Origin of the sequence: Streptomyces sp. NPDC097640, from assembly GCF_040302705.1 — a bacterium.
Lineage (GTDB): Bacteria > Actinomycetota > Actinomycetes > Streptomycetales > Streptomycetaceae > Streptomyces.
Genome location: NZ_JBEOSB010000011.1, coordinates 264,983 through 284,838 on the forward strand (window position 1 = coordinate 264,983; position 19,856 = coordinate 284,838).

Annotated in this window: 15 protein-coding genes; 7 read left to right on the top strand and 8 right to left on the bottom strand. The window is 73.7% G+C overall.

What is annotated here, in order from left to right:
* Window positions 1-174: 174 nt before the first annotated feature.
* Window positions 175-666 carry an FBP domain-containing protein gene (locus tag ABTY62_RS19990; protein WP_352130734.1) on the bottom strand — a complete coding sequence of 164 codons (492 nt, stop codon included), beginning with the start codon at window positions 664-666 and terminating at the stop codon, window positions 175-177.
* A 71-nt stretch (window positions 667-737) separates the two neighbouring features.
* On the opposite strand from ABTY62_RS19990, the gene ABTY62_RS19995 reads away from it, so the two are divergent.
* Entirely contained in the window at window positions 738-1,307 is a 570-nt protein-coding gene (locus ABTY62_RS19995) for a TetR/AcrR family transcriptional regulator (protein ID WP_352130735.1), read from the top strand.
* 31 nt (window positions 1,308-1,338) lie between these two features.
* On the opposite strand, the gene ABTY62_RS20000 is transcribed toward ABTY62_RS19995, so the two are convergent.
* Complete coding sequence (locus tag ABTY62_RS20000) at window positions 1,339-3,822, bottom strand: FtsX-like permease family protein (protein ID WP_352130736.1); 2,484 nt, start codon at window positions 3,820-3,822, stop codon at window positions 1,339-1,341.
* Between the two features lie 8 nt (window positions 3,823-3,830).
* A complete protein-coding gene (locus ABTY62_RS20005) occupies window positions 3,831-4,598 on the bottom strand; it encodes an ABC transporter ATP-binding protein (protein ID WP_352130737.1) in 768 nt (255 codons plus the stop codon).
* A 110-nt stretch (window positions 4,599-4,708) separates the two neighbouring features.
* Here ABTY62_RS20005 and ABTY62_RS20010 point away from each other — a divergent pair, with 110 nt between their 5' ends.
* Window positions 4,709-5,887, top strand: coding sequence for a sensor histidine kinase (locus tag ABTY62_RS20010; protein WP_352130738.1), 1,179 nt, complete (start codon window positions 4,709-4,711; stop codon window positions 5,885-5,887).
* 5 nt (window positions 5,888-5,892) lie between these two features.
* Window positions 5,893-6,525 carry a LuxR C-terminal-related transcriptional regulator gene (locus ABTY62_RS20015; protein WP_352130762.1) on the top strand — a complete coding sequence of 211 codons (633 nt, stop codon included), beginning with the start codon at window positions 5,893-5,895 and terminating at the stop codon, window positions 6,523-6,525.
* 23 nt (window positions 6,526-6,548) lie between these two features.
* On the opposite strand, the gene ABTY62_RS20020 is transcribed toward ABTY62_RS20015, so the two are convergent.
* A complete protein-coding gene (locus ABTY62_RS20020) occupies window positions 6,549-7,625 on the bottom strand; it encodes a Ppx/GppA phosphatase family protein (RefSeq protein WP_352130739.1) in 1,077 nt (358 codons plus the stop codon).
* A gap of 290 nt (window positions 7,626-7,915) precedes the next feature.
* On the opposite strand from ABTY62_RS20020, the gene ABTY62_RS20025 reads away from it, so the two are divergent.
* Both ABTY62_RS20025 and ABTY62_RS20030 read left to right on the top strand, forming a co-directional pair.
* Entirely contained in the window at window positions 7,916-8,716 is an 801-nt protein-coding gene (locus ABTY62_RS20025) for an MBL fold metallo-hydrolase (protein WP_311728570.1), read from the top strand.
* Between the two features lie 227 nt (window positions 8,717-8,943).
* Entirely contained in the window at window positions 8,944-11,370 is a 2,427-nt protein-coding gene (locus tag ABTY62_RS20030) for a DUF8508 domain-containing protein (RefSeq protein ID WP_352130740.1), read from the top strand.
* 235 nt (window positions 11,371-11,605) lie between these two features.
* Here the strand turns inward: ABTY62_RS20030 and ABTY62_RS20035 are convergent, their stop codons facing one another.
* From ABTY62_RS20035 to ABTY62_RS20050, 4 genes are all read right to left on the bottom strand, one after another.
* The gene (locus ABTY62_RS20035; RefSeq protein WP_352130741.1) at window positions 11,606-13,552 is read right to left on the bottom strand and encodes a cellulose binding domain-containing protein; all 1,947 of its coding nucleotides are present in this window, start codon (window positions 13,550-13,552) and stop codon (window positions 11,606-11,608) included.
* Between the two features lie 314 nt (window positions 13,553-13,866).
* Window positions 13,867-15,723, bottom strand: coding sequence for an asparagine synthase (glutamine-hydrolyzing) (gene asnB, locus ABTY62_RS20040; RefSeq protein WP_352130742.1), 1,857 nt, complete (start codon window positions 15,721-15,723; stop codon window positions 13,867-13,869).
* 223 nt (window positions 15,724-15,946) lie between these two features.
* Complete coding sequence (locus tag ABTY62_RS20045; RefSeq protein WP_352130743.1) at window positions 15,947-16,348, bottom strand: DnaJ family domain-containing protein; 402 nt, start codon at window positions 16,346-16,348, stop codon at window positions 15,947-15,949.
* Between the two features lie 18 nt (window positions 16,349-16,366).
* Window positions 16,367-17,470, bottom strand: coding sequence for a GlxA family transcriptional regulator (locus tag ABTY62_RS20050; RefSeq protein WP_352130744.1), 1,104 nt, complete (start codon window positions 17,468-17,470; stop codon window positions 16,367-16,369).
* Window positions 17,471-17,542: 72 nt separating this feature from the next.
* On the opposite strand from ABTY62_RS20050, the gene ABTY62_RS20055 reads away from it, so the two are divergent.
* Together ABTY62_RS20055 and ABTY62_RS20060 are read left to right on the top strand one after the other, a co-directional pair.
* Complete coding sequence (locus ABTY62_RS20055; protein WP_352130745.1) at window positions 17,543-18,877, top strand: APC family permease; 1,335 nt, start codon at window positions 17,543-17,545, stop codon at window positions 18,875-18,877.
* A gap of 110 nt (window positions 18,878-18,987) precedes the next feature.
* Window positions 18,988-19,856 (top strand): putative T7SS-secreted protein (locus ABTY62_RS20060; RefSeq protein ID WP_352130746.1); only part of this gene is annotated, 869 nt, incomplete at its 3' end.

The following is a 19,856-nucleotide window of genomic DNA, read 5'->3' on the forward strand; positions in this document are numbered from 1 at the left end:
CCGATGACCGAAACGCTACGTTGCATTCATGGATCCAGCAACGAACTCGTTGCGTGCAATCGTCATTCACGCAGGTGAGAGCCGAGAAATCGTTGCAACGGTTCAGAATCTAACGCAACAATCCCCATCAAGCTCGTTGCAATGAATGAAGGTGAACGCTATGCCGGGGCGGGCTCACGCGGTCACCTTGTCGAAGAACGCCGCGACGTTCGCCACGGTCCGCGCGATCTTCTCCTCCAGGGTCAGCGACTCCTGGATCCGGCCGTCGGCGCCCGCGCTCTTCTTGCCCCGTACGTAAAGCGAGCAGGCGAGGTCGCTACAGATGTAGGTGCCGACCGAGTTGCCCTGCTGTCCGGCCTGCCGGGCCTTGGGCGCGACCATCAGGGAGACGCCGCCCGTGTGGGAGGTCAGGCATACCGAGCACATGCCGCGCCGGATCTGCCAGGAGGCGGGGCTGGGGCAGCGCAGTTGGAGGCCTTTCGGGCGGCCGTCCAGTGCGGTGACGAGGTAGGCGCGCTCGGGGGCCTGGGGGTCTCGCCAGCCGAGGAAGTCCAGGTCGTCCCAGGGTCGCTCGGCCAGGTCGCGGGGGACGGAGAGGCGCTTGGCCTCGCCCTTGGTGCAGTTCACGAAGGCGGTTCGGATCTCTTGCTCGGTCAGTGGCTTCATAAGTCGGAGGCTAATTTGCCTAAAGTTTTTAGGCAAATGCATAATCGGTACTGTCGAGGGAGAGGAAGGGCATGCCACACGCAGGACTGACCACGGAGCGCCTGACCCGGGCGGGTGCGGAGCTGGCCGACGAGGTCGGCTTCGAGCAGGTGACCGTCTCGGAGCTGGCCAGGCGGTTCGACGTCAAGGTCGCGAGTCTCTACTCGCACCTGAAGAACTCCCAGGACCTGAAGACCAGGATCGCCCTGCTCGCCCTGGAGGAACTCGCCGACCGGGCCGCCGACGCCCTGGCCGGGCGGGCCGGCAAGGACGCCCTGGCCGCCTTCGCCAACGTCTACCGCGGCTACGCCCGGGAGCACCCCGGCCGCTACGCCGCGGCCCAGCTCAGGCTCGACCCGGAGACGGCGGCCGCCAGCGCGGGCGTCGGGCACGCGCAGATGACGCGGGCGATCCTGCGCGGCTACGACCTGACGGAGCCGGACCAGACACACGCGGTCCGGCTGCTCGGCAGCGTCTTCCACGGCTACGTCAGCCTGGAGCTGGGGGGCGGGTTCAGCCACAGCGCGCCCGATACGGAGGAGACCTGGGCGCGGATCCTGGACGCGCTCGATGCCCTGCTGCGGAACTGGCCCACGCCCTGACGGCCCCGATCCCGTCACCGCCCGACCCGGCTCAACCGGCCCCGACGCGCGCCGCCTTGGCGAGCGCCGCCCGCGCGGGCAGCACGCTCGCCGCGAGCGCCAGCACCAGGCAGCCCGCGACCGCCGCCGCGACGGGCGTGACGGGCACCACCAGCCGGACCGGGACGCCGAGGGTGCCGCTGAGGCCGGCGCGGAGGCCGAGCAGGGAGGGGAGCGCGGTCAGGGCGCCGAGGACGGAGCCGAGGGCGACCACGAAGGCGGTCTCGGCCGCGACGGTCCACAGCACCTGACGGGGCGTCGCGCCGACCAGGCGCAGCAGGCGCAGGTCGGGCAGCCGGTCGGCGGTGGACATCAGGAGGGTGTTGGCGACCGCGACGCCCGTGCACCCCGCCGACATGGCGACCAGCAGCAGCGTGAAGATCTCGACCAGCCGGTCCTCCTCGGCGTCCGCGCGGCCCGCGTAGGCGGCCACGCTCACCTCCTCCGCCCCGAGCCGCCGGAGCGCCGCGGGTGAGGGGGCCGGACCGCCGGTGCGGTAGACGACGTCGGTGAGCGCGTTCGGGTCGTGGGCGCGGACCACCTCCCGGGGGAGCAGCAAGGCGTACGGGGCGGGGGCCGTACGGTCGGACAGGACCGCCACGATCCGCAGCCGCTCCGTGCGGCCGTCCTCGAAGGTCACCCTCGTGGTGCCGGGTCCGCCCAGCGTGGCCAGCGCCGACTCGGTCACGGCCACAGTCCCGGGGCCGCGCAGCCGCGCGAGCGATCCGGAGACGGTCCGCAGCCGGTGGTGGACGTCGGCGAAGGCGGCGGGGTCGACGCCCGCGGCCCGCACGGGGGTCCGCGCCGCGCCCCCGTAGACGGTGGTGGCCAGCAGCCCCGTCCCCGGGACGGATCCGGCGGCGGCGTCGGACAGGCCCGGGGTGCCGTCGCGGGCGACGACCGCGGCCTCGGCCCGTACCGACACGGCGTCACGCGTGGCGTAGGAGTGCACGGAGGTCTGGGTGTTGCCGGTGATCAGGACGACGAACCCGACGGTCGCCAGGACCGGGGCGGTCGTCGACGCCGTACGCCGCACCGCCGTCAGCGTCCCCTCGCGCACCAGCATGCCGAGCGCGCCGCCGCCGCGGCCCAGCGGCCGGGAGACGGCGCGTACGAGCGGGGGGACCACGGCCGGGACGAGCAGGGTCACTCCGGTGACCAGCCCGACGGCCGTGCACAGGGCGAGGGTGGTCATGTCGGCCGGGTCGGCGAAGGCCGTTCCGGCGGCGGCCGCGCAGCCCAGGGCGGTGAAGGCGATGCCGGTCAGCGCGCGGGCGCGGGTCATCGGGCGGTCGTCCGCGGCGGCCTCGCGCAGCGCCTCCAGCGGCCCGGTCCTCGCGGCCCGCCGGGAGGCGGACCATACGGCGGCCAGCGCGACGGCCAGTCCGGCGGCGAACGTCGCGGCGAGCACCCACGCCTGACGGTGGACCGCGAAACCCGGCGGCAGGAAGCCCGCGTCGGTGAGCACCCCGCCCAGCGCGGGGGCCAGCGCCGCGCCGAGCAGGGCCCCGGCCGCCGCGCCTGCCGCGCCGACGGCGAGCGCCTGCCCGTACAGCAGGCGGCGCAGCTGGCGCCCGGTGGCGCCGACCGCGCGCAGCAGGCCGAGTTCGCGGCGGCCTCCGGCGACGCTGAAGGCGAACGTCGAGGCGACGACCAGGACCGTGGCGAAGGCCGAGAGCGCGCCCATGGCGGTCAGCACCTGGCCGCCGATCCAGCGTGTCCTGGCGTCCTGGACGGGGGCGAGCCCGCCGCGCGCACCGCCGCTGAGCACCTGGCCCGCGCCGTTCACGGCCGAGCGGGCCGCCGCCGCGACCGCGCCGGGGTCCGCGCCCCGCTCGGTCAGCAGCCCGATGACCCGCACCCCGCCGGACAGGGCGGCCGCGCGCTCGTCGGTCAGGTAGTAGCCGGGCCCGTCGACCGTGCCGGAGACGGTGAACCGCCCGGGCCCGGCCGCGGTCAGCAGCGTGATCCGCTCGCCCGGCCGGGCCCCGAGGGCGCGGTCGAGGGCCACCTCGTCGGCCCGCTGCGGGGCGCGGCCCGCGGTGAGCCGGTACGGGGTGAGAGCCGCGGCGGACCAGCCGTGGCCCAGCCGCTCCCCCGCCCGCTGCCGGCCCACTGGCTCGCCGCCCACGACCGCCTGCGCGGAGAAGGACCGGTCGGGCACGGCGCGCCGCACCCCGGGCAGGGCGCCCAGCGCCCGCGTCAGCTCCTCCGTCTGCCGGGCGGACCAGGGGGCCCGCTCCAGGAACACCCCGTCGGGGCCGGTGCCGCCCTGCGCGCTCCGTACGAGCACGGGGGCGCCCGCGTACCGCGCGGGCACCCCGCCGTCCCCGGACAGCAGGATCAGCGCGCTCATGGTGAGGACCGCGACGCCCAGGCACAGCGCGGCGAACGACCCCGCGAAGGCCGTGCGGCGCGCCCGTACGGTGGCGAGGGCCAGGCCGAGCATGCCGCCCCCGCCCCTGCTCTTGCTCATGCCCGCCGTCATGCCGCCGCCTCCAGCACCGACATCCGCGAGGCGATCGCCTCGGCCCCGGGCCGGTCCGCGATCTCGTCGGCGATCCGCCCGTCGGCCAGGAAGACGACCCGGTCCGCCCACGCCGCCGCGGCCGGGTCGTGGGTGACCATGACCAGCGTCTGCCGGTGGCGGTCGACCAGGCCGCGCAGCAGGCCCAGCACGGCGCGCGAGGTGGTGATGTCCAGCGCGCCGGTCGGCTCGTCGGCGAAGAGCACCGCGGGCCGGGCGATCAGCGCCCGGGCGATGGCCACGCGCTGCTGCTGGCCGCCGGAGAGCCGGTCCGGGCGGTGTCCGGCGCGGTCGGCCAGGCCGACCTCGGCGAGCGCGGCGGCCACCCGGGCGGGGTCGGGACGGCGGCCCGCCAGGCGCAGCGGGAGGGCCACGTTCTGCTCGGCGGTCAGGGCGGAGACGAGGTTGAAGGACTGGAAGACGAAGCCGATCCGGTCCCGGCGCAGCAGGGTCAGGGCGGTCTCGTCCAGCTCCCCGGTCTCCGTGCCTCCGATGACGACGCGCCCCGAGGTCGGCCGGTCGAGCCCCGCCGCGCAGTGCAGCAGCGTGGACTTGCCGGAGCCGGAGGGGCCCATCACGGCGGTCATGGTGCCCTCGGCGAAGCCGAGCGTGACCCCGTCGAGGGCGGTGACGGCCCGCTCCCCCGTCCCGTACCGCCGGGAGACGGCTCGCAGTTCGACGGGGTGGGGGACGGGGTGGGCCAAGGACGTGGTGGTGGTGGGCATGGAGCCGAGTGAACCGGCGCGGGGCGGGGCGGCACACGGGTGGCCGGGCTAGTCCCGATACTCCACCTGGCACTACTGTCCGCGGCCCGCGGCGCGGCTACGGTCGAGCGGTGATCCCCCGAGACCCCCTGGAAGCGCTGACCCGCGGGCCCGCCGGTTTCCTCCGCTCCTCCTGGCCCTGGCGGTCCGCCGGCTATCTGCTCGCGGGCGGGGTGCCGGGCGTCGCGTGCGGGGCCGCGGTGGCGGGTGTGGCCGCGTCCTGGGGGCGGATCGGCGCGGCGGCGGCCGTGGTGTGCGCGCTGCTGGTGCTGGGCTGCGCGACCGTAGCGGTGCGCCCGTGGGAACGGCGGCGGCTGCGCCTCGTCGCCCCCCACACCAAGCCGCACAGCAAGACGTACGCCAAGCCGTACGCGCGCGAGATCGGCCACGGCGCGCTGTCCGTGCTCGTGCTCGGCTGGGTCGATCTGGCGGTGGTGCTGGTGTCGTTGGGGATCCCGGGCGCGCTGCTGGCCGCGCCGCTTCAGCCCGAGGCCCCGCCCTGGGCCCGGCTCGGCGGCCCCCTCGCGGGCGCGCTGCTGCTGCCGGTGGCCGCGTATCCGATCGCCGCCTGGGCGGGGGCGCGGGCGGCGGTGTCGCTGGCCGTACTGGCCCTGGGCGACGCGGAGCTGACGGAGGTACGGCGGTCCCGGGCGCGTCTGGTGGACGCGTACGAGGCGGAGCGGCGCCGCATCGAGCGGGATCTGCACGACGGGGCCCAGCAGCGCCTGGTCGCGCTGACCATGAAGCTGGGCCTGGCGGGGCTCGACCTGCCCGCCGGGTCGCGGGCCGCGCGCGAGGTGGCGGAGGCGCACCGGATGGCCAAGGACGCGCTCGCCGAGCTGCGCGAGCTGATCCGCGGGGTGCATCCGCAGGTGCTGACCGAGCGGGGGCTGCCCGCGGCGGTGCGGGACGTGACGACGCGTTCGCCGATACCGGTGGAGTTCGATGTCGACCTGGAGCGGCGGCTGCCGCCCGCCGTGGAGGCCGCGGGCTACTTCGCGGTGTGCGAGGCGCTGGCCAACGCGGCCCGGCACAGCGGTGCGGCCCGGCTGCGGGTCGGCGGGCGGCTGCGCGGCGGGGTGCTGGTGCTCGAGGTGGCCGACGACGGGCGCGGGGGCGCGGACCCGGCCGCCGGGACGGGGCTGACCGGGCTCGCCGACCGGGTGGCGGCGGTGGACGGCAGAATGCTGCTGTCCAGCCCGGTCGGCGGGCCGACCCGGCTGCGAGTGGAGATTCCGTGCGGCGACTGAGCGTGGTGATCGGGGAGGACGCCGTGCTGCTGCGCGCGGGCCTGGTGAGCCTGCTCGAGCGGTTCGGACACCGCGTCCCGGCGGCTGTCGGGGACGGGCCCTCGCTGGTCGCGGCCGCCCTGGAGCACGAGCCGGACGTCGTCATCGCCGATGTGCGGATGCCGCCCGGCTTCTCCGACGAGGGGCTGCGCGCGGTGCGCGAACTCCAGGCGCTGCGGCCGTCCCTGGCGGTCCTGGTGCTCAGCCAGTACGTCGAGCAGACCTTCGCCGAGGAGCTGCTGGCGGCCCGCCGCGGCGCGGGCACCGGCTATCTGCTCAAGGACCGGGTCGGTGACGTCGCCGAGTTCACCGACTCGCTGGCGCGGGTGGCCGACGGCGGCACGGTGATCGACCCCGAGGTGGTGCGGCAGCTGCTGGCCCGCGGGCAGGACCCGCTGCGCCGGCTCACGCCGCGGGAGCGCGAGGTCCTGGCGCTGATGGCCGAGGGCCGCTCCAACTCGGCGGTGGCCCGGGCCCTGGTGGTCACCGAGGCGGCGGTGGCCAAGCACATCGCGAACATCCTGCTCAAGCTGGATCTGCCGCCCGCCCCCGACGACCACCGCCGGGTGCTGGCCGTCCTGGCGTACCTACGAGGCTGAGCTGTTCAGCTGGTTCAGCTGGTTCAGCTGGTCCAGGGGACGGTGGGAACGGTGTGGAGCCGCCCCGCCCCGTGCCGGCCGCGCCCCGCCGGGAGCGTCATGACGGGCGCGCTCGCGGGGACGGCGGCCGGGACCTCGCGCGCGGTGTCAGCGGTGTCCGGGGCCGGGTGCGTCTCCAGCGCCCGGAGCCGGTCCAGCATGACCCCCTCGCGCAGCGCCCAGGGGCAGACCCGCAGCCGCTCGATGCCCAGGACGTCCATCGCGGCCTCCGCGACGACGGCACCGGCCAGGGACTGGTGGGCGCGGGCGGCGGAGATACCTTGCAGCCGGGAGCGCTCGGCCGCGCTCCGGGCGGCCAGCCGGGGCACCCAGGCCGCCAGCCGGTCCCGGTCCAGGACCCGCTCCGCGTACGGGCCCGCCTTGGCCTTCGGCGCGCCGGTCAGCCGGGCCAGCTGGGCGAAGGTCCTGGAGGCGCCGACGTGGGTGCGCGGCGCGGGGCGGTCGCGCAGCCCCTCGGCCGTCTCGCCGATGACGGACCGTACGAACTGGCGCAGCGCCTTGACGTCCCGCTTCCGCACCGGCGCGGTCTCGGGCAGATGGTGGCGGGTGAGCCGGCCCGCGCCCAGCGGGACGGACAGGGCGACGGCGGGCTCGGCGCGGCCGCCGCAGGCGATCTCCAGGGAGCCGCCGCCGATGTCGAGCAGCAGCATCTCCCCGGCCGACCACCCGAACCAGCCGCGCGCCGCGAGGAAGGTGAGCCGCGCCTCCTCCTCGCCGGTCATGAACGTCAGCCGGATGCCGGTCGCGTCCTCGACCTCGGCGACCACGACCGGCCGGTTGGCGGCGTCCCGGATCGCCGAGGTGGCGAACGGGACCAGGGTGTCGACGCCGTGGGCCTCGGCGGCCGCCGCGGCCTCGGTCGCCGCGGCGACCACCCGTTTGATCGCCTCCTGCTCGATCACGCCCTGCCGGTCGGTGGCCTCCGCCAGCCGCACCGCCCGTTTGAGCGAGGTCACCGGGGCGGGGGCACCGCCCGGTGTGAGGTCGGCGATGTACAGATGGGCCGACTGTGAACCGATATCGAGCACTCCGAGACGCATGGAAGCTGACTGTCCGTTTCCTGGAATTTCACTCATCGTCGCCTTCCCGTCGGAAAGTTACCGGCCAAGCGGCCCATCATGCCGGTTGTGGTGCGGGTCGGCAGGGAGGGATCAGCAGGGCGGGTGGTGCACGGCGACCCTGTTCAGGGGCCGATGACGGCCCGTCGGACAGAACGTGGAGAGGCCGGTGTGCCGGTTGACAACGGATTCCGGCCCGGAACCAATGGGGGGATCGGGCCGGAATCACGCCGTCCCGCGACCGTCACGGCGAGAGGCAGCGAGACACAGCCATGAGCGATTCGATTTCCCCGGGTGCCCTGGCCGTGCGCTACCTGGGAGGGCCCACGGCCACCCTCGACATCGGTGGCGTACGACTGCTCACCGATCCCACCTTCGACCCGCCCGGGGACTACCCCATCGGCGAGCGCAAGCTGGTGAAGACCGCGGGCCCGGCCGTCGCGACCTCCGGCCTCGGCCCCGTCGACGCGGTGCTGCTCTCGCACGACCAGCATCCGGACAACCTCGACCGCGCGGGCCGCGCCTACCTGGACCACGCGGACCTGGTGCTGTCCACGGCGTCCGCGCGGGAGCGGCTGGGCGCGACCGTGACGGCGCTGCCGAACTGGCAGTCCTTCGAACTGTCGCGCCCGGGCGGCGGCACGCTGCGGATCACGGGCGTCCCGGCCCAGCACGGCCCGGACGGCACCGAGCACCTGGTCGGCGAGGTGACCGGGTTCGTGGTGTCGGGGGGCGGGCTGCCGACGGTCTACATCAGCGGCGACAACGCCTCGCTCGACGTGGTGCGCGCGATCGCCGCGCGGCTCGGGCCGGTGGACGTGGCCCTGCTGTTCGCGGGCGCCGCCTCGACCCCGCTGGTCCCCGGCGGCTTTCTGACCCTGGCCAGCGAGCAGGCGGCCCAGGCGGTGGAGATCCTGGGCGCGCGCCAGGTCGTCCCGCTGCACTTCGAGCACTGGGCGCACTTCACGCAGGGCGCCGACACGCTGGTCGACGCCTTCGAGGCCGCGGGTCTGACGGGGCGGCTGCACCTGCTGAAGCCGGGCGAGCGGATCGAGCTCCAGGACCTTTCCTGAGCCTTTCCGGGCATCCTGAGCGCGCTCGGCGCCTCCAGGAAATCGGTGTCTTCACGCAACGTTTGCCGATCGGCAGGCTCGGGGCCCTTGTCGGTCCATATCTACGCGCGTATTTTTGGCCCGGATTCCAAGTCGTTGCATATTCCCCGCATTTCCCCCGCTTCTTCCTCGCACCCCCAGTATCGGCAGCATTCGCAGCCTCCCCTCGCGCCAGAAAGAGCCCCATCGTGCCCGAACACATACCCCCGGCCCTGCGTGGCCGTGGTGCCAAGGCGGCCGTCCTCGTAGCGCTTCCCGTCGGTCTCGTCGGATCGCTCATCGCCCTCCCCCTCACCGCCCAGGCCACGCCGTCCCCGGACGCCGTCATCTCCGAGGTCTACGGAGGCGGCGGCAACTCGGGCGCGTCCCTCACCCATGACTTCATCGAGCTGGGCAACTCCGGCACCGGGTCGTTCGACCTCAGCGGCTGGTCCGTCCAGTACCTCAGCGGTTCGCCCAGTTCCTCCACCAAGTGGCAGGTGACCCCGCTCACCGGCGGCATCCCCGCGGGCGGCACCTACCTGGTCCAGGAGGCCAAGGGCACCGGCGGCGACACCGCCCTGCCGACGCCCGACGCCACCGGCACCATCGCCATGTCGGCGACCAGCGGCACCGTGGCGCTGGTCCACTCGACCACCGCGCTCACCTGCCTGACCGCCGAGGACTGCGCGGCGGACGGCACCATCAAGGACCTGGCCGGCTTCGGCACGGCCGTGGTCCGCGAGTCCGCCCCCGCCACCGGCGCGGGCAACACCACCTCCGTCGCGCGCGACGCCGGGTTCCACGACACCGACAACAACGCGGCCGACTTCACCGGCTCCGCCCCGAGCCCCCGCAACACCACGGGCACCGGCGGCACCCCGACGCCCGAGCCCACCCCGGAGCCCACCGACACCAACCCCGGCCCGCTCCGCGTCCACGACATCCAGGGCACCACCCGGATCTCCCCGCAGAACGGCAAGACCGTCACCAATGTGCCCGGTGTGGTGACCGGCGTCCGCTCCACCGGCTCCAAGGGCTACTGGATCCAGGACCCCGAGGGCGACGGCAACGCGGCCACCAGCGAGGGCGTGTTCGTCTTCACCGGCTCCGCCACCCCGCAGGTCAAGGTGGGCGACTCGGTGCTGGTCTCGGCCAAGGTGACCGAGTACTACCCCGGCGGCAAGAACAGCGGCACGCAGTCCGTCACCGAACTGACCGCGCCCACGGCCGTCGTGCTCTCCTCCGGCAACAAGCTGCCGGACGCGGAGGTCATCGACGCGGCCACGCTGCCCGAGGCCTACGCGCCGCAGGCCCAGGACGGCAACATCGAGTCCCTGGAGCTGAAGCCCGACGCCAACGCGCTGGACTGGCTCGAGGCGCACGAGGGCATGCGGGTGCGGATCGGCGACTCGCGCGTGGTGGGCGCCACCAACGCCTACGGCGAGACGTGGATCACCACCAAGCCGCAGCAGAACCCGACCCCGCGCGGCGGCACCGTCCTCACCGGCTACGACAACCCCAACTCCGGGCGCCTCCTGATCGCCTCGCTCACCGGCGACCAGCTCAAGGCCAACGTCGGCGACACCCTCACCGGCACCACCGAGGGCCCCGTGGACTACGCCAACTACGGCGGCTACAACGTCCAGGCGACGACCCTCGGAAAGGTCACCTCCGGCGGGCTCACCCCGGAGGTGGCGAAGAAGGGCAAGGCCAACGAGGTCTCCGTCGCCACGTACAACGTCGAGAACCTCGACCCGACGGACCCGCAGAGCAAGTTCGACCGGCTCGCCGAGGGCGTCGTCAAGAACCTGGCCACCCCGGACATCGTGAGCCTGGAGGAGATCCAGGACAACAACGGCGCCAAGGACGACGGCACGGTCGCGGCCGACAAGACCATCGCCCAGTTCATCGACGCCATCAAGGCGGCCGGAGGCCCCACCTACGACTGGCGCTCCGTCGACCCGGTCAACGACCAGGACGGCGGCGAGCCGGGTGGCAACATCCGCAACGTCTTCCTCTTCAACCCGCAGCGCGTGAGCTTCGTGGACCGTCCGGGCGGCGACTCCACCACGGCCGTCGAGGCGGTCAAGGACGGCAACAAGGGCGCCAGGCTGTCGGTCTCGCCGGGCCGGATCAACCCGACCTCCGACGCCTGGAAGAGCAGCCGCAAGCCGCTCGTCGGCGAGTTCACCTTCCGCGGCGAGAAGCTCTTCGTGGTCGGCAACCACTTCAACTCCAAGGGCGGCGACCAGCCGGTGCACGGCGCCTTCCAGCCCCCGACGCTCGGCTCCGAGACCCAGCGCACGGCCCAGGCCAAGGAGGTCAACACCTTCGTCTCCAGCCTGCTCGCCAAGGACCGGCAGGCCCGGGTCGTGGTCCTCGGTGACATGAACGACTTCCAGTTCTCCAAGCCGCTGGCCACGCTGACCGAGGGCGGGGTCCTCACCGACCTGATCAACACCCTTCCGGTCGGCGAGCGGTACAGCTACGTGTACGACGGCAACGCGCAGACGCTGGACCACATCCTGGTGTCGCCCGCCATCAAGAAGCCCGAGTACGACGTCGTCCACATCAACGCCGAGTTCTCCGACCAGAGCAGCGACCACGACCCGCAGGTGGTCCGCTTCAAGTAACCGGCCCTGACCGGGTCGACGTTTCGTGTGGCGTGCACATCATGTGCACGCCACACGTGCGTTGTGTGTGGGGCGGTGTTTTCCCCTACCCGCCCCTTCCCTCAACCGGGGCTGCGCCCCAGACCCCAGACCCCGGGGTCCAGGGGCGCAGCCCACCACGCGGCGGAGCCGCACATCGGCTGGAGCCGGGAAGGGGCGGGTAGGGGAAACGCAACGCCGCCTGCCTACCGCCTGCCTACCGCGTGTCGCAGCGGTGGCCGTTGAGCGCGAGGTCGGTGGGCGTGGCGTTTCCGGAGTCCCAGCTGCCGAGAAAGCCCACTTCGAGGGCCTCCCCGGCCCGGGCGGTCTCGTTGTACTCGGCCGGGGTGACGGTCACCTTGCTCCCACGCTGCTCGAATTCACCGTTCCACATCTGCGTGACCCGCTGCCCGCTATCGAACTCCCAGCTCAGCCGCCAGTTGTGGACCGTCTTGCGGGGCGTGAGCGTGACCTTCGCCTGGAAGCCGTCGGGCCACTCGTTGTCCAGGGTGTAGCGGGCCGTGCAGGTCGTCCCGGCGGTCTCGGGGTCCTTGGACGGATGCTTCTTGGACGGCTTGTCCGGGGACGCGTCATCGTCCGGCGAGGGCTTCCCGGTCGTCGGCTTCGACGGGTTGGACCGGTGCCCGATCTCGCTCGTGCCGGACGAGGGCGGGGCGTGCGAGTCGCTGGGGTCGCCCGGCGACGGAAGGTCCGTGGGGCCGACCGTCGGCAGCGCGCCGGGCCCGTAGTTCCCATCGGGCGGAAGCCCGTCGTCCTGGTCCGCGTCGGTGTTGGTGTAGGCGATGATGGCGATCACGGAGACCGCGGCGGCCGCCGCCAGGATCCCCGCCGCCCTCGTCTTCCGGCCCTTCCGGGGCCTGCGCCGGCGGCCTCCGCCGCCCGCGCGCCGCCGCCCGGCCTCGCCGCGGGGGCGGATCACTCCGGTGGTGGCGTAGGCACTCGTGGTGCCCGTAGCACCCGTCAGATCCGCCGTGTCGAGCGTGCCGGTGGTGTCGAACGGGTCGGTGGCGCTGGTCGCGCCGAAGGGATCGAACGCGTCGAAGGGGTCGTACCCGTCGAACCCGTCAGTCGCGTACCCCGTGTTCCTCGGCGCGGCCACCCTGCCGAACGCGTCGAACGTATGGCGCGCCTCGGCGGCCGTACGAGCAGCGGGCGCGGGCGTGCCGGCGGGCGTGCTGGTGGGCGCTCCGGCGGGCGTTCCCGTGGGCGTGCCCGCAGGTGTCCCCGCGGTCGCCGCCGTGGCAGCCGCCGCGCCGCCCGCACTGCCCGCGCGCCCCATGCGGAACCGGCCACGCCCGCCCCGCATCCCCTTGACGCGCTCCCACAGCGGCGGCCCCACGCTGCGCGCGAGCGTGCCCAGGCGGCTGCCGCCGGTGTGCTCGGCCGCGACCCTGCGCCGCCGCTCCAGGTAGGGCAGCCCGCCCCAGCCGAGGACACCCCCGGCCAGCGCCCCGGGCAGCCCGCTGCCGTGCAGATACAGACAGGCGGCCGCCTCCTTGCAGTGCATGCAGCGGGCCAGGTGCTCCCACAGGTCCTCGGGCGCGGCGGCGTCCGGCGAGCGGGTCGCCGCGTCCAGCAGCCCGGAGTAGCTGCGGCACTCCTCATCGGTGAGCGTGTCGACGTGGTTGCGCTGGCACAGCTCGCGGAAGCGGGCGCGGACCCGGCGGATCTCCTCGTCGGTGTACGCGTTGTCCCAGCCCAGCCGGCGGGCGACCGTGGTCAGGGAGTGCGACTCCACTTCGACGGACCACAGCAGCTCCGCGTCTCCCTCGGGGAGATCCCATAAGCCGCGCAGCGCGAGCGGCTGTTCCCGGCGAGGGTTGGCGTAGCGTCTGGCCCGGTCGGAGGTCAGCCAGATGCGCAGCGCCGGGTCGAGCCGCTCGCCGGCCTGTCTCGCCTGCCAGTCGGCCGCTGTCTTCCGTACGGAGCTCAGGAGCAGCGGGAGCCAGGGCAGGCGCGGCCCCCATGCCCGCGTCCGCGAGTTGCGGGTCTCCCGGATGCCGCGCCGGAACGCCTCGGTGGCCAGCCGCATTCCGTCCTGCGGGCTGATGGTGCACAGATTCGCGTAGTCGAGTACCGCGTCCCAGTATTCGGAGAGGAGAGCGGTCTCGGATATGGCGTCATGAGATGACTGGTGGGGCATGGAGGTGGTTTCCTCACTCACGAACAACGGCGCCCCCGCCGGGCAACACTCTTATCAGGCCGGGCAGCGGCTGGCCAAATAGCCAGCGTCTTTTCGGAGTTGGGGGATGTGCCTTTGCGGTGCCGCCCGAGCCTTTCACGCTTTCGACACAAGTGGCAAGACAGCCAGTCAGCTGAGTTGAGCATCTCTCTACATCCTTTGGCGGCGGCATGCGGCGAATGCCCCGGAGACGACGAAACCCCCGGCCAGGCCGGGGGTTGGTCTGTACCTGATGTGGCGTCAGGCGGACCTTGAGGTCATCGCCGGAGGGTGCGTCAGAGCGTCAGATCGACGTCGTACTGACGCAGCCAGGCGTCCAGCCCGAGGACCACCTCGATCGGCTGCCGCGCGTCCTGACTCCCCTCCTCCGCCGCGCGCCGGGCGGCATCCGTGTCGAGCAGCGGGCGGACCGGGGCGTCCGGGTCGTCCAGCAGCTCGCGCAGCTCCGCGCGCACGGCGTCGGAGTACCGGGGGTCCTGGGTGCTGGGGTACGGGCTCTTGACGCGCTGGGCGACGGACTCGGGGAGGACGTCGCGGGTGGCCGCGCGCAGCAGGGACTTCTCGCGGCCGTCGAAGGTCTTCAGCGACCAGGGCGTGTTGAAGACGTACTCGACCAGCCGGTGGTCGCAGAAGGGCACCCGCACCTCCAGGCCCACCGCCATGCTCGCGCGGTCCTTGCGGTCCAGCAGGAACTGCACGAAGCGGGTGAGGTGCAGATAGCAGATCTCCCGCATCCGCCGCTCCGCCGCCGGGTCGCCCTCGCGGTACGGGACCTCGGACAGCGCCTCGCGGTAGCGGGCGGCCTGGTAGCCGTCGAGGTCCAGCTTGGCGAGCAGCCCCGGGTGCAGCAGCGCCTCGCGGCCGCCGGTGGGGCTGCCGGTGAAGCCGAAGTCGCGGAACACCGAGAGCCAGGGGAAGGTGTCGGCGGCGACCGCCCGCGGATCGTGGAACCAGGAGTAGCCGCCGAAGACCTCGTCGGCCGACTCCCCGGACAGGGCCACCGTGGAGCGGTCGCGGATCGCCTTGAAGAGCAGATACAGCGAGGTGTCGCTCTCGCCGGAGCCGAACGGCAGATCGCGGGCGGTCAGCGTGGCGCGGCGGTGGGCCGGGTTGATGAGGGCGGCGGTGTCCAGGACGATGTCCTGGTGGTCGGCGCCCACGTGCTCGGCGAGCGCGTGGGCGTACGGGCTGTCGGGGGTGGCGCGCAGCGCGTCGGCCTTGAAGTTCTCGGTCTGGCCGACGAAGTCCACGGCGAAGGAGCGCACCGGGCCCCGCCCGGCGTCCTTCAGCCCGCGGGCGGCCAGCGCGGTGATCGCGGAGGAGTCGAGCCCGCCGGACAGCAGCGTGCACAGGGGCACGTCGGCGATCAGCTGGCGGGCCACGATGTCGTCCAGCAGCTCCCGCACCCGGTGGACGGTGGTGGCGGGTCCGTCGGTGTGGTCGCGGGCTTCCAGGGCCCAGTAGCGGTGTTCGGTCAGGCCCTGGCGGCGGACGCGGAGGACGTGGCCGGGGCGCAGCTCGTACATCCCCTTGTAGACGGCGTGGCCGGGGGTCTTGGTGAAGGCCAGCAGCTCGGCCAGGCCGTCGGTGTCGACGGCGGGGCGTACGGCGGGGTGGGCGAGGATGGCCTTCGGCTCGGAGCCGAAGAGCACGCCGTCGGGGGTGGGGTAGTAGTACAGCGGCTTGATGCCCATGCGGTCGCGGACCAGCAGGAGCTGCTGTTCGCGGGGGTCCCACAGGGCGAACGCGTACATGCCGTTGAGGTGGTGGGTGAACCCCTCGCCCCACTCCAGGTAGGCGTGCAGGGCGACCTCGGTGTCGCTGCTGGTGCGGAAGGCGTGGCCGCGGTCGATCAGCTCGGCGCGCAGCTCGCGGTAGTTGTAGATCTCGCCGCTGTAGGTGGTCACCAGCACGGTGTGGCCGTCGCGCTCGACGGACATGGGCTGTTTGCCGCCCTCGATGTCGATCACGGCCAGTCGGCGGTGGCCGAGGGCGGCGTGGGTGTCCGTCCACCGGCCTGCCGCGTCGGGGCCGCGGCAGGCCATGGTCGCGGTCATGGCGTCGAGCGTGTCGCGCTCGGTGGCGCCGGTGAGGTCGTTGTCGTACGAGATCCATCCGGTGATGCCGCACATCGCGGTGTCGCTCCCTCCGGTCGGGTCGCCCCGGCGGCCGGGGCGCGGCTCTGCCCTGTGTTGGGTGCGTCATGTGCTGCTGATCGGTCCCGCCGAGGTCCCTTGGAGGTCCCTTGGTGAGTCTCTGATCAGCTCTGATCACGGTACGCCGAAGTGATTGCACGCACCACCGGTAGCCCCAGGCAACGATAATTTCCGGCCAGTGCGGGGCCGGCGGCCCGCCTCAGCCCGCCCGGCTCTCGCGCCACTCCCGTACGACGCCGTCCACGTCGTACGGCACCAGATCCAGCGGCGGGCCCTCCGGCGGCCGGCGCAGCGCCTCGCGGATCTTGTCGTTTATGTCCGACAGGATCCGCCGCACCTCGCCCTCGGACCCGGCCCCCCGCGCCGCCGCCAGCGCGTCCTCCGCCTCCTTGCGGAGCACGAGCGCCGGGGGCAGAAAGGACAGGCCCTCGCGGGCCATTTTGTCCTTGACCCACCACATCGCGTCGTACGGCCCGTCCAGGCCCCGGAGCGGCTTGCCCCTGCCGGGCAGATCGTCGAAGTCGCCCCGCGCCTCCGCCTCGCGGATCTGCCGGTCGGCCCACGTCTCGAAGCTGACGCCGGGCGGCTTGCGCTCGGTCACGGTGTGCTCCTCCTTCGGTCAAGCGATCCGGTGACTCCCATGGTGCCGACTGCCGTGCCCCGGCGGTATCGCCCGGGAGCGGAACACCTGGCGGTAGGTCTGCGGCGAGACGCTGGTCAGCCGGCGGAAGTGATGGCGCAGATTGGGCGCGGTGCCGAAGCCGGTGCGGCGCGCCACGCTCTCGATCGGGTCGTCGGTGGTCTCCAGCAGCTCCTGCGCGAGCCGCACCCGCTCCTGGAGAATCCACTGAAGCGGTGTGGTCCCCAGGGTGTCGCGGAAGCGGCGGGCGAAAGTGCGTTCGCTCATGTGCGCGGTGGCGGCCAGCCCGGCCACCGTCAGCGGCTCGTGCAACCGCTCGCGCGCCCACTGGAGCACCGGCGCCAGGCCCTCGTCCCCGCCAGCGCGTGGCCGGGCCGGGAGCCTGGCGTACTGCGTCTGCCCGCCCTCCCGGTGCGGCGGTACGACCATGCGGCGCGCCACCTCGTTGGCCACCGCCGCGCCGTGGTCCTGGCGCACCAGATGCAGACACAGGTCGATCGCGGACGCGGTGCCGGCCGAGGTGAGGATGGTGCCGTCCTCGACGTAGAGGGCCGTGGGGTCGAGGTCGACGTCCGGGAAGCGGTGGGCGAAGTCGGCGGCGTTCATCCAGTGCGTGGTCGCCCGGCGGCCCGACAGCAGCCCGGCGGCGGCCAGGACGTACGCGCCGCTACAGATGGAGACGATCCGCCGGCCCAGCTCATGGGCCTTGCGCACGGCGGCGACCAGGCCGGGCGGCGGGGCCAGTTGGACGGCGCGGGAGCAGGCGGCCACCAACACGGTGTCCGCCTCGACGAGGTCGTCGAGGCCGTACGGGGTGGGGATGCCCAGGCCGGCCGCGGTGCGCAGCGGGCCGGGCTCGGCGGCGCACAGCCGCAGCTCGTACCACGGGTCGGCGATGTCGGAGCGGTCCAGGCCGAAGACCTCGCACGGCACGGCGAGCTCGAAGGTGGCGGCGCCGTCGGTCACCGCGACGGCCACGGTGTGCGGGGGCGCGGCGGCGGGTTCGGGCGGGGCGACGGGTTCGGGCGCGGCGGGCGAGGTGGGCAGGGCGGGCAAGGCGGGCGAGGCGGGTGCGGCGGCCATGGCGGGAATTTATCGCAGCATGACATTTCCGCCGCTGGTCGGCCGGTGATCGGCTCGGCGAGGCTGCCCGGCATGAGCGAAGCACCACCACCGTCACCCCGTCGCCCCGCCCCCGCCGGGCGGCTCACCGCGCTCCAGGGCACCGCGCTGTACGTGGGGGCGGTGCTGGGCACGGGCGTCATCGCGCTGCCCGCGCTCGCGGCCGAGACCGCGGGCCCCGCCTCGCTGCTGGCCTGGCTGGCCCTCGTCCTGGTGTCCGCGCCGCTGGCCGCCACCTTCGCCGCGCTCGGCGCCCGCTACCCCGACGCCGGGGGCGTGTCCACGTACGCCCGGCTGGCCTTCGGCGAGCGGACCGCGGCGGTGGTCGGCTGGTGCTTCTACCTCGCGGTGCCCCCGGGTGCGTCCGCGGCCGCGCTGTTCGCCGGCTCGTACACCGAGGCCGCCGTGGGCGGCGGGACCGCGACCCGCACGGTCACGGCGGTGGTGCTGATGGCCGTCGTCACGGTCGCCAACACCGCCGGGTTGCGGGTGACCGGGCGGCTCCAGCTCGCGCTCTCGGGGCTGCTGATCGCCCTGCTGCTGGCCGCCGTCGCGCTGTCCCTGCCCCAGGCGCGTACGGACCACCTGGAGCCGTTCGCCCCGCACGGCTGGGCCGCGATCGGCCCGGCGGCCGCGCTGCTGGTGTGGAGCTTCGCCGGCTGGGAGGCGATCACCCACCTGGCGGCGGAGTTCCGCGACCCGGCCCGCGACCTGCCCCGGGCCACCGCGGCCGCCGTCGTGATCGTCGGGCTGCTGTATCTGTCCGTGGCGTTCGCCGTCGTCGCGGTGCTCGGCTCGGGCGCTGCCGAGGCCGACGCCCCGCTGGGCGAGCTGATGGCCCGCGGCATGGGCGGCAACGCCCGGCTGCTCGCCGCCGCGGCCGCCCTCCTGCTGACCCTCGGCACGATGAACGCGTACTACGCGGGCGCGGCCAAGCTCGGCGCGGCCCTCGGCCGGGACGGCGCGCTGCCGGGGTGGCTGGGGCGCGGCGGCAGCGCGGGCGAGATACCGCGCCGCAGCCTCGCGGTCGTCTCGGCGCTCGGCTTCCTCAGCCTGCTCGTGGTGACCGCCACCCACGCGGACGCCCGGCCCCTGGTGCTCCTCACCACGGGCTCCTTCGTGACGGTGTACGCGATCGGCGTGGCCGCCGCGCTGCGCCTGCTGCCCCGGCGCGGGGCGATCCGCGCGGCGGCCCTGGTGGCGCTGGTGGCGGTTGTGGCGCTGCTGGTGATGTCGGGCCGGTATCTGCTGTGGTCGCTCGGCGTGGCGGGTGCGGCGCTGCTCTACCAGGGGCTGAAGGGGCGGAGGAGGCCCCAACAGGCCCCGGAGGATTCGAACAGCCCGGTCGAAGCGGCGGAAACAGGCTGAACGCACCCAGCCGCCGGGCCCCCGGTGCCCCGCGTTCCGCTTGGCGGGTACGGTGCCGATCAACGGCCGGGAGACAGGCCGCTGCGACTGTTGCACGGGGGTAACTGCGCGTGGGGATTGGTGACTTCATACCGGACGGCGTCGAGGACTGGGTCGATGACCGGGTCGAGGACGTCGGTGGGCTGGTCGATGGCGCGGGGGACTGGACGGCGGACCGGCTGGATGACGTCGGCTGGCAGAGCGGTGCGGACTGGGTCCGGGACAAGTCGGATTCGGCGGCGAACGCGCTGGGCGCGGCCGTCGATGAGATGCAACTGGGCGAGAGTGAGGATGCCAAGAAGCTGATCCACGGCAGCCCGTCGAAGCTGCGGTCGACCGCGAGTCATCTCACCGACTTCAAGACCGCGTTCAACAACGTGGGCAAGGGGCTGCGGGGGCTGAGCTCACAGTCCTTGAGGGGGAAGGCGGCGGACGCGTTCCGGGAGAGTGTGTCGGTCGAGCCGAAGAAGTGGTTCGCGGCGGCGGATGCGTGTGAGAAGGCGTCGGGGGCGCTGGAGCGGTTCGCGGGGACGGTGGAGTGGGCGCAGGGCCAGGCCGAGGAGGCGATCCGCCGGTACAAGAAGGGCAAGCAAGCCTCCGACGACGCCCGCTCGGCGCACAACGACAAGGTGTCCGCGTACAACAAGGCGGTGGACGCGTACAACGGTCTGCCTGCGGACAAGCGGGATCCGTCGAGCCTGCCGGACAAGCCAGGTGCGTTCCACGACCCGGGTGCGGCTGAGGTGAAGGCCGCGCAGGAGTTGTTGGCGGAGGCGCGGCGGCAGCGGGATGAGGCGCATGGGGTGGCGAAGGCGGCGGTGGAGGGGGCGCGGGACGCCGCGCCGAAGAAGCCGTCCTACGCCAAGCAGCTGGGCGACGGGCTGGAAGGGCTGAACCTGGACGCGAGCCATTTCCTGGGTGGCGTGGTCAAGGGGACAGC